The 13,792-nt window shown below is 69.3% G+C and carries 14 protein-coding genes; 3 read left to right on the forward strand and 11 right to left on the reverse strand.

Annotated features, from left to right (window positions below; translation table 11 throughout):
* Window positions 1-13 precede the first annotated feature (13 nt).
* On the reverse strand, window positions 14-3,535 hold the full coding sequence (locus P3W75_RS14475; RefSeq protein WP_430765375.1) for a glycosyltransferase: 3,522 nt from the start codon (window positions 3,533-3,535) through the stop codon (window positions 14-16).
* Window positions 3,536-3,822: 287 nt separating this feature from the next.
* Here P3W75_RS14475 and lafA point away from each other — a divergent pair, with 287 nt between their 5' ends.
* The 3 genes from lafA to P3W75_RS14490 all read left to right on the forward strand — a co-directional run bounded on the left by lafA (window position 3,823) and on the right by P3W75_RS14490 (window position 6,214).
* A complete protein-coding gene (gene lafA / locus P3W75_RS14480; protein WP_276228053.1) occupies window positions 3,823-4,704 on the forward strand; it encodes a lateral flagellin LafA in 882 nt (293 codons plus the stop codon).
* Window positions 4,705-4,919: 215 nt separating this feature from the next.
* Window positions 4,920-5,756, forward strand: coding sequence for a winged helix-turn-helix domain-containing protein (locus P3W75_RS14485; RefSeq protein ID WP_276228054.1), 837 nt, complete (start codon window positions 4,920-4,922; stop codon window positions 5,754-5,756).
* Window positions 5,753-6,214: a hypothetical protein gene (locus P3W75_RS14490; protein ID WP_276228055.1), complete on the forward strand. Its 462-nt coding sequence runs from the start codon at window positions 5,753-5,755 to the stop codon at window positions 6,212-6,214. The genes P3W75_RS14485 and P3W75_RS14490 overlap by 4 nt, the downstream gene beginning before the upstream one ends.
* Window positions 6,215-6,217: 3 nt before the next feature.
* On the opposite strand, the gene P3W75_RS14495 is transcribed toward P3W75_RS14490, so the two are convergent.
* The 10 genes from P3W75_RS14495 to flgM form a co-directional block, all read right to left on the reverse strand.
* A complete protein-coding gene (locus P3W75_RS14495; RefSeq protein WP_276228056.1) occupies window positions 6,218-7,252 on the reverse strand; it encodes an OmpA family protein in 1,035 nt (344 codons plus the stop codon).
* Entirely contained in the window at window positions 7,249-8,121 is an 873-nt protein-coding gene (gene motA / locus P3W75_RS14500; RefSeq protein WP_276228057.1) for a flagellar motor stator protein MotA, read from the reverse strand. The genes P3W75_RS14495 and motA overlap by 4 nt, the downstream gene beginning before the upstream one ends.
* Before the next feature lie 3 nt (window positions 8,122-8,124).
* The gene (locus P3W75_RS14505; RefSeq protein ID WP_276228058.1) at window positions 8,125-8,859 is read right to left on the reverse strand and encodes a FliA/WhiG family RNA polymerase sigma factor; all 735 of its coding nucleotides are present in this window, start codon (window positions 8,857-8,859) and stop codon (window positions 8,125-8,127) included.
* 10 nt (window positions 8,860-8,869) lie between these two features.
* Window positions 8,870-9,361, reverse strand: coding sequence for a flagellar basal body-associated FliL family protein (locus tag P3W75_RS14510; RefSeq protein ID WP_346429859.1), 492 nt, complete (start codon window positions 9,359-9,361; stop codon window positions 8,870-8,872).
* A 46-nt stretch (window positions 9,362-9,407) separates the two neighbouring features.
* Window positions 9,408-10,580 (reverse strand): flagellar hook-length control protein FliK, encoded by a 1,173-nt coding sequence (locus tag P3W75_RS14515; protein WP_276228080.1) that lies wholly within the window; start codon window positions 10,578-10,580, stop codon window positions 9,408-9,410.
* An 11-nt stretch (window positions 10,581-10,591) separates the two neighbouring features.
* Complete coding sequence (locus tag P3W75_RS14520) at window positions 10,592-10,903, reverse strand: hypothetical protein (RefSeq protein ID WP_276228060.1); 312 nt, start codon at window positions 10,901-10,903, stop codon at window positions 10,592-10,594.
* Window positions 10,896-11,291, reverse strand: coding sequence for a flagellar export chaperone FliS (gene fliS, locus P3W75_RS14525; RefSeq protein WP_276228061.1), 396 nt, complete (start codon window positions 11,289-11,291; stop codon window positions 10,896-10,898). Before fliS ends, P3W75_RS14520 begins: the two co-directional genes overlap by 8 nt.
* Complete coding sequence (fliD, locus tag P3W75_RS14530) at window positions 11,288-12,595, reverse strand: flagellar filament capping protein FliD (protein WP_276228062.1); 1,308 nt, start codon at window positions 12,593-12,595, stop codon at window positions 11,288-11,290. The genes fliS and fliD overlap by 4 nt, the downstream gene beginning before the upstream one ends.
* Window positions 12,596-13,034: 439 nt before the next feature.
* Complete coding sequence (gene flgN / locus P3W75_RS14535) at window positions 13,035-13,475, reverse strand: flagellar protein FlgN (protein ID WP_276228063.1); 441 nt, start codon at window positions 13,473-13,475, stop codon at window positions 13,035-13,037.
* Window positions 13,472-13,768 carry a flagellar biosynthesis anti-sigma factor FlgM gene (gene flgM, locus P3W75_RS14540; RefSeq protein ID WP_276228064.1) on the reverse strand — a complete coding sequence of 99 codons (297 nt, stop codon included), beginning with the start codon at window positions 13,766-13,768 and terminating at the stop codon, window positions 13,472-13,474. Before flgM ends, flgN begins: the two co-directional genes overlap by 4 nt.
* Between the last annotated feature and the right edge of the window lie 24 nt (window positions 13,769-13,792).

Consider the following 13,792-nt stretch of genomic DNA (forward strand, 5'->3'; position numbering starts at 1 on the left):
GGATTTCCCCGCCTCAGTTGGGCAGCCAGGCCTGGCGCCAGCGCTGCAGGTTGTCGCCGCGCAGCATGTAGTCGCGGCGCACCGCCGCCTGCAGTTCGTCACCCAGGCGCGCGCTGGCGTCGAGGTCGGCGAGGTGCATGCGGATGGCGTCCACCCAGTCGCGGAAGCGGTTCTTCACCAGGGTCGCCGGCAGCTCGCCCTGGTAGCAGCGCACATCGCTGGCCACCACCGGGAAACCGCAGGCGCCGTACTCCAGCAGGCGCAGGTTGCTCTTGCACTCGTTGAACAGATTGTTCTCCACCGGCGCCAGCGCCAGGTCGAGGTTCAGCGCCGCCAGCGCCGCCGGATAGCGGGCGATGGGAATGCCGCGATGGAATTCGTGGACGTAGGGCCGCAGCTTTTCCGGGCACATGCCGAAGAACACCCACTCCACCTCGCCGGCCAGTTCCTTGACCACGTCGGCGATCAGCTCCAGGTCGCCGGTGTGGCTGGAGCCGCCGGCCCAGCCCACGCGCGGCTTGGCCGAGGTGCGGCGCTGGCCGCTCAGGCCGTCCCACCAGGCCGGGTCGAGGCTGTTGCGCATCACCCGCACGTCGGCGTGCAGGTGCGCGAGGGACTCGGCCAGCGGTTCGGTGGAGACCACGAAACGGTCGACGAAGGACAGCCCGCGACGCAGGTAGCGCATCATCTCGCTGGGGTCGAGCTGCTTGCGGTGCACGCTTTTCAGCGGCACGCCGGGCAGGTAGTCGTCCAGCTCGTAGACCTTGAAGGCGGCGGAGAACGCCTTGTAGCGACGCATGCTTTCCAGGCGCTCGTCGCCCAGCTGGCGTTGCAGCAGGATGACGTCGGGCTGGAAGCGTTCCAGGCTCGGCACGTCCAGCAGGCCCAGGGACAGGCTGCCATCCAGCAGGCCCTCGGCGCGCAGCGCGTTGAACGGCTGGATGACTCGGTAGTGGCCGCAGCCGAACAGGTCGCCGGGGTGCGCGAGCATGTTCGGCACGCCGCTCCAGGGCTGCAGCGGGCGCCAGATCAGCAGCGGGTCGTCGAGGGCGAAGCCCTGGCGCACCGACACCGCGAAGCCGGCGTTGGACGAAGGGTCGCGCGCCAGCAGCGGCAGCCAGCGGCGGTACAGCGCATCCTCCTCGACGGCGCTCGGCGCGACTTGCGCCGGCGCGTCCAGCATCAGCTGGGCGCGTGGCGTCCAGACGTTCAGGTAGCCGGCCTGGTGCAGGCGCAGGCCGAGGTCGACGGCGGCCCAGCGCGCCAGCGCAGGGTCCAGTTCGAAGCCGCCGGCCTCGAGGAACAGCGCCTTGCGCAGCAGCAGGCATTCACCACCGATCGCCGCGTGGTTCTGGTCCAGCAGCAGGCGGCTCATGTAGCCGGCGGAATCCAGCGGCGCGCCTTCGAAGGCGCCGGCCACCGAGCCGGCCAGGCCGAGTTGCAGGCCGCCCTGGTAGACCTTGCCGTCGGCGGCGAGAAGTTTCGCGCCCACCGCGCCCACTTCCGCGCGCAGGCCATGGTTGAGCAGTTGCTGCAGCCAGTCGCGCTGGAGGATCGCCGCGCCGGCGTCGAGCCACAGCAGGAAGTCGCCGAGGGCCAGTTCCGCCGCCTGGTTGCGCACCGCGTGCCGCGAGGCCCCGGCGAACTGCCGCAGCACGCGCAGGCGCGCCTGCTGCAGGCCGTCGATGCCGCGCAGCCAGGCCTCGGTCGCGGCGTCGGGCTGGTCGGCGAGCAGCAGCAGGACTTCGTAGTTCGGGTAGGCGGTCTGTTCCATCAGGGTCTGCAGGCAACGCTGCAGCGCCGCGAGCTCGCCTTCCACCAGGATCATCACGCTGACGCCGGGCACCTCGGCATGCCCGTAGTCGATCTCGTAGCGACCGGGGAAGCGCGACAGCACCTGCGCCTGGGTGTAGCCGCGGGCGGCCAGGTGGCGCTGGATGGCCCGGCGCTGCGCCGGGTCGTCCAGCAGCGCCGGCTGCTCGGCCAGCAGCAGCGGCTCGCCGATGTGGCCGAAGGCGCCCAGGCCGCGCTCCTCCACCAGGCGCAGCTGGTAGTCGAATTCGAAGGCCTCGCCGCTGGCCTCGTCGAAGCCGCCGGTGGCGCGCAGGCCTTCACGACGGAACAGCCAGTGCCGGGACATGGCGCCGGGGAAGCTGAGCAACAGGTCGAGGTTGACGTCCGGGCGCAGCGCCGTGCCCAGCTCGCCGTCGTCGACGCGCACGGCTTCGTCGGCGTACACCGCCAGGCACTCGGCCGGCGCTGCGAGCAGGTCGAGGGCGGCCACCAGCAGGCCGCTGGCGCTGAACTCGACGCCGGCGTCGGCCAGCAGCAGCCAGTCGGCGCCGGACGTGGCCAACGCGGCGTTGACCGCGCGCACCGGCGCCTCGCCCGCCAGCGGCAGCACGCGCACCACGTGGCGGCGGTACAGGTTGCGCTCGGCCAGGCTCTGCAGGCTGCGGCGGACCGCCTCGGCGTCAGCCTGGCGATCGAGCAGCAGGATTTCCACCAGCGGCCCGCCGCCGTGTTGCGCCAGGCGCTCGTCGATCAGGCGGCGCTGGACGGCGCTGGGCTGGCGCGCGTCCAGCCAGGCGGCCAGCGAGAAGCCCCCCTGGTGGAAGGCCGCCTTGAGCGCCCTGGGCAGGTCGCAGGGTTTGAACACCCGCGCCTTGAGGCGGGTGATGGGCGCCACCCGTACATGATGGCGGGCGACCTCGGCGCGGTCCCAGCCGAGCTCGCGCAATGCCTGCTGGAAGCGCTGGTGATGGCCGCGGACTTCCGCCTGCCGCTCCGCCGCCAGGCCACTGGCCTGGGCGCGGCTGACCCGGTAGTCGGTCAGCGGCTCGGCGAGCAGCGCGAGGTTGCCGTTGCGCAGCAGTTGCGTGTACAGCGCGAGGTCACCGACCCACTCGATGCGCTGCCCGGCCAGGCACATGAGTTCCTCGCCCAGGGCCAGCAGGTCGGCGCGCCGGCACAGCACCGCGCTCGGCTCGCCGACGAAGTTCACCAGGTGCTCGGCGAAGTAGGCCGTGAGGTCGCGACCGTCGACCAGCATGTCCTGGACGAAGGGGAAGGCCGTCTCGGGGGTGTCCGGCAGCGGCGCCCCTTCTTCATCGATGCGCCGGCGCCGCGAACTGGCCAGCGCCACGTTGTCCTCGCCCAGCAGCGCGCCGAGCAGGGACTCGACGCAGGCCGGCGCCAGGCGGTCGTCGTCGTGCAGCAGCTTGATGAAGTCGCCGCTGGCCAGCCTCACTCCGGCGAGGGTGTTGTAGCGCTCCAGCAGCGGCTCCGGGTTGTGCGTGTAGACGACCGGAAAATCCGCGCGCTCGCGGAAGGCCTCCACCACGGCGCGCACCCCATCGCCCCGGCAATCGTCGCTGACCACCAGTTCCAGCGGCCGATGGCTTTGCAGCAGGACGCTGTCGAGGGCCTCGGCGAGGAAATCCGGGCGGTACGCCGGGATCACCACGCTGACGAGCGGGCCGGCTTCTATGGAGTGACTCAACACACACCTCTCAGGCTGCGAACGCAAGAACATCCGCCGCCCGGTGCACAAACCGAGCCACTCCGCCAAAGGCCGGCAAAGCCTCTATATAGAGCACTCGCGTCCGCCGCGCCTGGGCGCCGGGCTTCCGCTCGGCGCGCCACAGCGGAAAGCCCGTTTCCGCCCGCCCATGGCCCTGCGCCCGCGCGCGAAACGCCCCGCGAAGGGCGGCGAATTTTTTTCGAAAGAGGATTTAAGTGCGGTGCGGGAGGTGTCGCCCTACCCCTTCAGCAGCCGAGCAAAGCCGGCCACAACAGCCCACTCGAACGAAGGATCAAGTCATGGCTCTGTCGATTCAAACCAACTACTCCGCCCTGGTCACCCAAACCAACCTGAACAAGACCAACGCCAAGCTGGCCACCAACCAGCAGCGCCTGGGCACCGGCTACCGCGTGAACAGCGCCGCCGACGACGCCGCCGGCCTGCAGATCGCCACCCGCCTGGACGCCCAGTCCCGCGGCATGGGCGTTGCCACCCGCAACGTCAACGACGCCGTTTCGCTGCTGCAGACCGCCGAAGGCGCCTTCAGCGAAATGACCGACATCGTGCAGCGCATGAAGGACCTGGCCACCCAGTCCGCCAACGGCACCAACAGCACCAAAGACCAGGATTCCATGCAGGCCGAGTACGACGAGCTGGGCAAGGAACTGGGCAACATCATGAAGAACACCAGCTACGCCGGCACCAACCTGTTCTCCGACGCCACCACCACCGACGGCACCGGCGGCAAGTTCTCCAGCTCCGTCAGCTTCCAGATCGGCGCGAGCAGCGGCGAGACCCTGGACCTGGACGCCTCGACCAACGTCTCCGGCGTGGCCACCGCCCTGGCCGGCATCTCCGCCACCTACAGCGGCGGCACCTCGGGCAGCGAGATCGACGCCACCAACGCCAACGCCACCATCGGCGCGCTGAGCGACGCCCTGGACAGCATCGGCACCCTGCGCGCCCAGTTCGGCGCCAACATCAACCGCCTGAACCACACCGCCAACAACCTGGCCAACATGAAGGACAACACCGACGTGGCCAAGGGCACCATCATGGACGCCGACTTCGCGTCCGAATCGGCCAACATGACCAAGAACAGCATGCTGCTGCAGTCCGGCATCTCCATGCTGAAACAAGCCGGCCAGATGCCGGGCATGGTCATGTCCCTGCTGGGCTGATACCCCGCCAGAGCGTGACACCGCAAGCGCCCCGACTCGTTCGGGGCGTTTGCCGTGGGCGCGGGAAAATCTGTCGACAAAACGGTCATTCGTCGCTGTCAAGACCGGAAAATACAGATATGGGACTTGTCTCTACATTTTATTGACGCCAGAATGTCGGCCTTTTCTTACACGCTGAACAAAATTTCCTACAAGGACGGGCCGGTGCCTTCCCCATGCACATGACTCAGATCGCGCCCATGGATGGCGCCCGTCCCGTTCCCGCGCGTGTCATCCGCACCGGCCTGGCCGACGGTTGCCTCGCCCACTTCCAGCCCGAGCAGTACCAGTTGGTGCTGCGCCGCGACGGCTTCGAGGAAAAGGTCGAACTGGGTTTTTCCGGCAGCCGCCTGCTCGAACGCCTGCTGCGCGACCCCGGTGAAGTGGTGCCGCGCGACGAGCTGCTGGCCCACGCCTGGAGCGACCGGGTGGTCGGCCAGGGCAGCCTGAACCAGCAGATCTACACCCTGCGGCAGATCCTCGGCGACGAGAAACGCCGCGAGATCATCCAGACCCTGCCCCGCCGCGGCTACATGCTCAACCCGCAGTACGCCGTGCGCGCAGTGCAACCCGCCGAACTCGTCGAAGCCGACGCCGCGCCCGCATCCGCGCCCAGCCACGAAGCCCCCGCGCCCGCCGCGCGCAGCCGTGCGCTCGGCTTCCTGGCCCTGGGCGCGCCGCTGCTGCTGGCCGGCGTGGCCGCGGTCGGCGCGCTGCTCTGGAGCCAGCAACGAACCCAGGACCTGCGCCAGGACATGGACATCGGCAACAAGCATTTCACCTACCTGGACCCCAGCGCCGGGGAACTCCAGCAGCTGCGCGAACGCACCGGCGAGCTGAGCGCCCGCCTGGCCGCGCTCGACCCGCAGCCGATGCGCTTCGTGCTGTCGCGCCACAGCGGCTTCTACGAACTGGCCTGCCACGGCGCGAGCAACGCCACCCACCTGCTGGTGATCCACCAGGAGCAACTGCGCAGCGTCAGCGACGCGCAATTGCGCGAGTGCCTGCGATGAAGCGCGCCTGCCTGCTCGCCGGCAGCGCCGTGCTCAGCCTCGGCCTGCTCGGCGGAATGCTCGCCACCTGGCTGAACTACCGCTCCGCCAGCGAATTCGAGGGGCGCTACCACAGCAGCGGCCAGTTGATCCTCAGCGACGGCCGCAGCCTGCGCCTGGAACACAACCTGCTGCTCAAGGACGGCCACTTCTACGCGGTGACCCGCCAGGGCGACACCGTGCAGAAGACCTCCGGCAGCGTCGAGTCGGGCTTCCTCGACCACCTGCGCCTGCGCGTGGAGAAAAGCGAAGTGAGCGAACTGGGGCAGGCCGCGCAGCTGGACAACGAGCTGCTGTTCAACCTGCTCTACGGCGGCGAGGCGAACAGCCTGCTGGAGCTGCAACCCCAGGGCGATTGCCTGCTCGCCGTGGAAACCCGCCAGCTGTACTGCGTGGAACGCTTCGCCGGCGGCAACTGAGGCTCAGAGCCGGGTAGCGCCCGGCTCCGCCGCGGCCTTGCCCGCCTCGCTCCCCGGCTCCGGCGGCACGCTCGGTTTGGCCGGCTCGGGGCTCGGCACCGCTTTGGGCGCTACCTGGCCGGCACTGAACTTCGCGCCCTTGGCGCCGATCTCGACCTGCGCCTGGTCCTCGCTGAACAGCTGGCGGTACAGATGCTCGGCGCTGTCTGTCAGCAACAGCAATTCAATCCGGCGGTTGGCGCCGTTCTGCGGGTCGTCCGGGAGCAGCGGCATGCCGTCGGCCTGGGCCGTCACCTGCAGCACGTTCTTGCCCGGCAGCCCGGAATCCACCAGCACGTTGCGCGCGCGCAGGGCGCGGTCGCCGGACAGGTTCCAGTTGTTGTAGCCGTTGGCGCCGCGGTACTGCACCGCGTCGGTGTGGCCGCTGAGGATCAGGCGGTTGTCGACCTTCGCCAGCACGCCACCGAGGGCGCCGAGCAGGGTGCGGAAATGCGGGTCGAGGTTGGCGCTGCCGCGCTCGAACATGAAGCGCTGCTGGTCGTCCTTGATCAGCACCCGCAGGCCCTGGGGCACCACCTTGACCTCGATGTTGGCCAGCGCGTCGGCCTGCGCGGACACCGCGCGGATCAGCGCCGCCAGCTCCTGCAGGTCGACGTTGGAATCGTAGTGGCGCGGCTCGGCGGCTTCGCCCGGCTGCTTGCCGTCGACGCTGGCGCGGCTCGCCTCGGGGTTGCGCGGCGGGTCCGGCGGGCGCACCGGCATCGGCAGGCCGTCGAGCTCCAGCGGCGAACGGCTGGAACCGTCGAACACGCCGGCGCCGCCGTCCACCAGCGGGTTGCTTTGCAGCTCGCCCGAAGAGGGGTTCTGCAGCGCACTGCGCGGCTGGACGATCCACAGCACCATGAACAGCGCCATCATCGCCAGGGTGAAGTCGGCGAAGGCGACCTTCCAGGCCGAGCTGTGCTCCTCGGCGTGGCCCTTCTTGCCACGCCGCTTGACGATGATTTCGTGGCTTTGCTCGCCGCCGCGCTTCCTCATGCCGCTTCCCTTTCATCCTCGTACTGGTTGACCCAGGTCTCGAGCTGACGGAAGGCCGGCTTGACGTCCTGCTCGATCAGCTTGCGCCCGGCGTCCACCGCCAGCAGCGTGGGCTTGCCGGCGACGTGGGCGACCAGGGTGGTGCGCACGCACTCCAGGGCCGACAGCTCGGTCTTCACCCGTTGCGCCATGGCGTTGGACAGCGGGTCGAGCACGCAGTAGCAGAAGAAGATGCCGAGGAAGGTACCGACCAGCGCCGCCGCCACGTGGGCGCCGACCTCGGCGACGGTGCCGCCGATGCTGCCCATGGTGATGATGATGCCCATGATCGCCGCCAGGATGCCGAAGCCGGGCATCGCCTCGCCGACCTTGTGCAGCGACTTCGACGGCTGCAGCAGGGTATGTTCCATGGCGTCCAGCTCCTGTTCGAGGAAGCCTTCCAGTTCGTGGGCGCTGATCTTGCCCATGGCCATCAGGCGGAAGTTGTCGGCGATGAACGCCATCAGGTTGGGCTCCTGGAGGATCAGCGGGTAGCGGCCGAACAGCTCGCTCTGCTCGGGCTCCTCGATGTGCTCGTCGAGCACCTTCAGGCCGCCCACCTCGACCATCTCCAGCAGCTGGTAGAGGAGCATCAGCAACTGCCGCTGGAACTCCTCGCCGCGGCGCCTGAAGACGAACACGCCCTTGATCTGCGAGAGCATCTCCAGCAGCACTTCGCGGGGGTTGGCCACCACCAGGCTGCCGAGGCCGGCGCCGAGGATGATGAGCACTTCCGACGGCTGCCAGAGCACGCTCATCTCGCCGTGGGCCATGGCGTAACCGCCGAGGACGCAGGCGACGATGATCAGCGCGCCTATGACTTTCTGCATGATTCAGCTTCTCTCGCTCAGGTAGCGGCAGGCCTTCTGCAATGCCTGCTTGCTCAATTGACAGACCCTGGCGTCGCTCACTTCGAGCACCAGGGCGATTTCCTTCAGGCTCAGCTCGTGCTGGTAGTACAGCGTCAGCACCAGCCGCTCGCGTTCGTTCAGTTGCGCCAGGGCCTGGGCCAGCATGCGCTCGCGCAGCACCCGCGCTTCCAGCGCCGACTCGCCGTCCACCAGGTTCTCCAGACCTTCGCCGAGCAGCGCGTCGAGGCTCTCGATGGCCTCGGACGACTCGGCCTGCAGGTAGTCCTGGTAGCCGCGCTCGTCGAGCCCGGTGTGGGCAAGGATTTCCTTGTCGCTCGGCACCCGGCCCAGGCGTCGGGCCAGGTCGCGGATGCTGTCGCGCACCTTGTGCGCCTGCAACCGCACCTGGCGCGGGCGCCAGTCCTGGCGGCGCAGCTCGTCGAGGATGGCGCCACGGATGCGCAGCACGGCGAAGCCGGCGAACTGCTCGTCCGGGGTGCCGTAGCGGCGCAGGCTTTCCAGCAGGCCCATCAGGCCGATCTGCTCCATGTCCTCGCGGTCCAGCACCTGGTTGGCCTGCAGCGACAGCTGGCTGACCACCCGCTTCACCAGCGGCAGGTAGCGCAGCAGCCACTGCTGTTCGGCGCCAGGGGTCAGCGCCGGATGCGCCGGGGCGCCGGCGGGGTCCTGGTAGTCGAGGGCGCAGTGAGCGTTCATGGCGCGGGCCTTACTGCACGATCAGCTTGCTGACCAGCACATGCTGGAAGGGCGCGGCCACCTTGCGCGCGGCGAAGTCGGCCAGCAGCACCTGCTCCAGCTCCTCCTGCAGCGCCGGGATGGTCTTGCCGCGCAGCTGCTCGAAGGTCAGCGCGGAGAGGTGCGCCACCGCCGAGTTGCGCACCATCGGGTCGATCTGCTGGAGCTTCTTCTGCTGGGTGCCCAGCTCGGCCTGCAACACCAGGTCGATGACGAAGTAGTGCTCGCGCTGGTCGGCGCCACTCAGGCTGACGATGATCTTGGTCACCGGGAAGAACTCGAACTCGCCCGGCTCTTCCTCTTCCTTCTTGCCCGCCTCGCCGGGCTTGGCTTCACCGGCCTTGGCGGCCTGCGCCTCGGCCTGGGCGGCCAGCAGCGGGCGCGCGAGGAAATAGGTGCCGGCCACGCCGCCACCGGCGATGAGCAGGTTGATGACACTGAACAAGACTAAGATGCGCGGCATCGTCATGACGGATTCCCGATCCACAAATTCCATTGATTACCCATCACTAGACGGTGACCAGCACGTCGCCCGGGCGCCGCTCGGCGGCTTCCGGCGCGGCGCGCTCGGCGGCGGCGGCGCTGACCGGGGCGTCATCCAGCCAGCGCGCGGCGCGGCCCTGCTGGGCCTGTTGCTGGGCCTGCTGCTGGCCGGCGCGGCCATCGGCGACCTGCACCTCGACCGCTTGCGGGGTGGCTCCGGCGATATCCTGGCGCAGGCGCTCGACGCCCTGCTGGAGCAGGCGCGCGACGTCGCCCTGGGCGGCGTGGATCTGCACCGACAGGCGCCCCGGGTCCTGGTTCAGGTAGATTTCCAGGCGCCCCAGCTCCGGCGGGTCGAGGCGGATGGTGGCGCTCTGCAGGTTGTGCTTGAGCTGCAGCTCGACGCTGTCGCGCAGGGCGTTGAGCATCTGCTCGCCCCAGCGCTCGGTGGGCGCCTGCAGGCTCAGCTGGCGCTCCAGGCCGTGGCTGGCCGGCGCCTGGGCCACGCTCGGCGGGTTGTTGCTCGGCTGCGCCGCGGCGGCCTGCTGCGCGGGTGGCGTAGCGACCTGGCTGGCGAGCTTGTCCAGCTGGCTTTGCAGGTGTTCGTCGAGCGGCGTGTCGTCCTTGCTCGCCAGGCTCTCTTCCAGGCGCGCGGCCTTGGCCGGCACGCCCTTGGCTTGCGCCGGCAGGCTCGGCAGCGGCTGGCCCTGGGCCGGGGTCTGCACGGCTTCCGGCAGCCCCTGGGGCAACTGCGGCAGCGGCAGGTTGCCGGGCATGCCACGGGCGACCACGGCGGACGCGGCGTCGGCGGCGTCCTGCGGGGCGCCGTCGCGGGCCTGCAGGGTCACTTCGCGCTGGCCGAGCATGTTCGCCAGCCACTGTTCGGCGGCCGGCGCCGCGCCCAGCGCGGGGTCGGGCTGGGCCTGCGCGGCATCCGCCGCGGGACGCTGCTCGTCGGGTTTGGCGGCCGCTTCGGCATCGCTATCGGCGCCGGCGGAGGCCTCCGCACTCTGCGCCAGCTGCGCGCCGAAGGCCGGCGTCAGCAGCTCGGGCGCGGCGTCGCCGGTGGCCGGCGCGGCAGCCGCGGCGCCACGCGCGGCGACCTGGCGGCCCATGGCGTGCGCCTCGCGCGGCGCGGCCATGGCCGGCAGCGGCGCGTCACTGGTAGGCGCGCTGTCGGTGGCCAGTCGGGGAGTCACTTGCAACACATTCACCTCGCCGCCAGCAGGCGGTCTATCTGCATGTAGGCGGTGCGCCCTTCGGCGTAGTCCAGGTGGCTGGCCAGCAGCACGCGCAGGCGCTCCACCTCGCGCGCGCAGGCGTTGCGCGCCTCGCCGTGAAGCTCGCCGAGGCGCCGCTTGGCCAGTTGCCCGGCAGCGTCCAGCGCGGGCCCGGCGGCCAGGCGCTCGAGCAGCGCGCGGATGCTCGCGTCCACCTCGCCCAGGCGCGCCCACTCGCCGCGCGCCAACACTTCGGCCAGGCGCGCGTGCTGGCTGCGCAGTTCGAGCAACGCGTCAGCCACGGGCGCTGTGGACACCGGCCCACCCTTCGCGCAGCGTGCCGAGCAGCCCGGTCACTTCATCCAGGCCTTCCAGCGACAGGCTCACGCTGACGTCGGAAAGGCGGTAGATGCAGTAGTCGTAGAGCCGCGCCAGGTCCTGCACGACCTGGCCACCGCTCTCGTAGTCGAGGGCGCTGGAGAGGCCGTTGAGGATGTTCATGCACTTCTCCAGGGAGCGCCCCTTCTGCTGGAAGCGCTTGGCCTCGATATGGCCGCGGGCGCGGGCCAGCTCGTCGAGCAGGCCGTCGAACAGCACCAGCACCAGTTCGTAGGGGGAAGCGGCGGCGGAGCGGGCCTCGAGGTCCACCGAGCGGTAGCTGTCGTAGCCGTCGTTCATCGAGTAGGTCATGTGAACATGCTGGAGGTCTGGTCCATGGAATTCATGACTTGCATGAGGTTGGTGTACTGCTTCAGGTAGCGCGAATAGGAGTTGTCGTAGCGGGTCTGTAGGTCTTCGAACTGGTCGTCGATGTCGGCGAGCTTGTCGTTCAGGCTGTTGACCCGGCCGGTCAGCAGGCCGCTGGTGGAGTTGGTGTAGACCTTGAGCGCGCTGTCGAGGCTGTCGATCAGGTTGCCCTTGCCGCTGAACAGTTGCTCGAAGCCGTCGGGGTCCTTCGCCAGGGCGGCCTCGAACTTGGTGCTGTCCAGGGTCAGCTTGCCGCTGCTGTCGGCGCTGACGCCGAAGGCGATCAGGCTGCCGCTGCCGAAGTTGGTGCGGATCAGGCTGTTCACCGCCGACTTGATCGCCTGCACCGCCGAGTCGCCGGCCAGCGCGCCACGGTCGGTGCTGCTGGTGCCGCTGGCGGTGAGCGTGCCGACGGTGCCCATCAGCGCGTTGTAGGCGTCGAGGAAGGTCTGCAGCTTCTTGGTGGTCTCGCTCGTGTCGCGACCGATGTCCAGGTTCAGCGGCGCGTCGGCCGGGTCGCTGACCTTGCTGAAGGTCAGGCTGACGCCGTCGATGGCGTCATCGAAGGTGTTGCTCGAATTGCGCAGCTCGATGCCGCCCTGGCCGCCCAGGTAGACGATGGCGTCCTGCGCGGTGGACAGCTGCTTGCGGCCGTCGACGGCGGTCTGCACGGCGGCGTTGGTGCTGGACAGGCTGATGGCCTGGTCGGCGCCGCTCTCTTCGCTGGTCAGCACCAGGCTGACGGCGCCGTTGCTGCGCACCAGGGTGGCCTGCACGCCGCTGTTGTCCGAGGCGGCGTTGATCTTCGAGGCCAGCGCGCTGAGGCTGGTGACGCCGCTCATGTCGACGTTGAAGCTCTTGCTGCCCTGGCCGATGGTCAGGCTGCCGCTGCCCAGGTCCGAATCGCTCAGGCCCTGCAGCGCCACCTGGTCCTTGGCGGCCAGTTGCTTGACGAAGAACTGGTAGCTGCCGGCGACCGCGGTGGAGCCCACCGAGGCGGTGGCGTAGCCGTCTTCGCTGAAGGTGGCGCTGTTCACCAGCATGTTGCTGGCGTTGGTGGTGCTGCTTTTCAGGCCGGTGACCGCCGAGGAGAAGGTGCTCAGCGCACTCTTCAGCTGGGTGATCGCCGACAGCTCGTTGCTGTAGTTGGTCTTGTTGCGGTTCAGCCGCGTCTGCCCGGCCTGGATGTCGTACTGGGCCAGCTGGGTGGCCATCTGCTGTACGTAATCGGAATCTATGGTTGCCATGGTCGGATACCCCTTTGCGAGCCTGAGAGCAATATCGGTGCCAACGCCTGGAAGGCCCGTATTCCGGGCACTTCAGCCTGCGGCGAGGTGAAAGGACGCTTCCGCCCGAGGGAACCGGAAGCCGGGCCGGAAAGAACCTTTCCGCCTGCCGGCGCGGGAGCTGCTTCCCAGTCAAGGCGACCGGGTGGTCGAAAGGGTTAAGCGGAGAATGGCCCCGTAGGGCGCATAACGCCTGCGGCGTTATCCGCCGTCGAGCCCGACTCCGGCGCCCGGGCCTGCGGCGGATAACCGCGAACGGTTATTCGCCCTACGTGTCGATTCACGCAGGGGCTGGGACTTACGCGCCATGCCCGCGAATCGCGCGCATGGCGCGCTCCTACATGCCTGGCCGCCAGGCAAAAAAACGGCGCCCGCAGGCGCCGTGGAATGAAAACCCGTTTCAGTACTCGGGGGCGTACACCCCGTGTCCGCCCTGCCCGGCCAGCAGTTGGCCGATGATTTCGTTGTGCATCGCCAGCAGGCGGCCGTTGCGCTCGTTGAGCAGGCGGCATTCCTCGACCTGTTCGGCCAGTGCCTGCCAGTCGCGCTGCAGGGCCTGGCGGCCGGCGCCGGGGAAGTGTTCGAGCAGGCGCTGCATGCCCGAGCGATTGATGTCCAGGGCGAAGGCCTGGAGCACCTTGGCGCGGCGTTCGGCGCGCTGGCGCACGGCGTCCACCAGTTCTTCGATACGCTGGTTGCTGCGCGCGATGGATTCGCTGTCGCGCGCCAGCAATTGGTCGTGCAGGTCCAGCAGCGCGCTGCGCAGATACAGGTAGTCGGCGCGATCGAGGCGGATGTCCGCCTCGATCATCTGCAGCAGCCGGGCGCGTCTTTCGCTCATGCACCGCCGCCGTGGAAGTCGAGCATGCTGCGCGACAGCGCCTCGACGTCGAGGGAGATCTCGCCGCGCGCCAGCGCGTCGCGCACCGCCGCGACCTTGTCCAGGTCCACGTCCGGCAGCGCGCCCAGGGCGTCCTGCAGCTGCTCCAGCGGCAGCGCCGCGCCAGCGCTGGCGTTGGCGTTGCCGGCCGGCGCCACCGCGGCCTTGGCCGCGTCGCTGCGCTGGCCGCGCTGGGGCGCAACACTCTGCTGCGCGGCGCTGACGGCGGACTTGAGTTGGCGGGTGATTTCCATGGTCGAATCCAGAAAAAGGGGGTC

It is taken from the genome of Pseudomonas citronellolis (genome assembly GCF_029335315.1).
Taxonomy (GTDB): domain Bacteria; phylum Pseudomonadota; class Gammaproteobacteria; order Pseudomonadales; family Pseudomonadaceae; genus Pseudomonas; species Pseudomonas citronellolis_A.

Bases quoted from the DNA above. Each gene is read 5' to 3' on its own strand.
- P3W75_RS14475 (WP_430765375.1), bottom strand. From the start codon at position 3,535: ATGTTCTTGCGTTCGCAGCCTGAGAGGTGTGTGTTGAGTCACTCCATA.
- lafA (WP_276228053.1), top strand. From the start codon at position 3,823: ATGGCTCTGTCGATTCAAACCAACTACTCCGCCCTGGTCACCCAAACC.
- P3W75_RS14485 (WP_276228054.1), top strand. From the start codon at position 4,920: ATGCACATGACTCAGATCGCGCCCATGGATGGCGCCCGTCCCGTTCCC.
- P3W75_RS14490 (WP_276228055.1), top strand. From the start codon at position 5,753: ATGAAGCGCGCCTGCCTGCTCGCCGGCAGCGCCGTGCTCAGCCTCGGC.
- P3W75_RS14495 (WP_276228056.1), bottom strand. From the start codon at position 7,252: ATGAGGAAGCGCGGCGGCGAGCAAAGCCACGAAATCATCGTCAAGCGG.
- motA (WP_276228057.1), bottom strand. From the start codon at position 8,121: ATGCAGAAAGTCATAGGCGCGCTGATCATCGTCGCCTGCGTCCTCGGC.
- P3W75_RS14505 (WP_276228058.1), bottom strand. From the start codon at position 8,859: ATGAACGCTCACTGCGCCCTCGACTACCAGGACCCCGCCGGCGCCCCG.
- P3W75_RS14510 (WP_346429859.1), bottom strand. From the start codon at position 9,361: ATGCCGCGCATCTTAGTCTTGTTCAGTGTCATCAACCTGCTCATCGCC.
- fliS (WP_276228061.1), bottom strand. From the start codon at position 11,291: ATGACCTACTCGATGAACGACGGCTACGACAGCTACCGCTCGGTGGAC.
- fliD (WP_276228062.1), bottom strand. From the start codon at position 12,595: ATGGCAACCATAGATTCCGATTACGTACAGCAGATGGCCACCCAGCTG.
- flgN (WP_276228063.1), bottom strand. From the start codon at position 13,475: ATGAGCGAAAGACGCGCCCGGCTGCTGCAGATGATCGAGGCGGACATC.
- flgM (WP_276228064.1), bottom strand. From the start codon at position 13,768: ATGGAAATCACCCGCCAACTCAAGTCCGCCGTCAGCGCCGCGCAGCAG.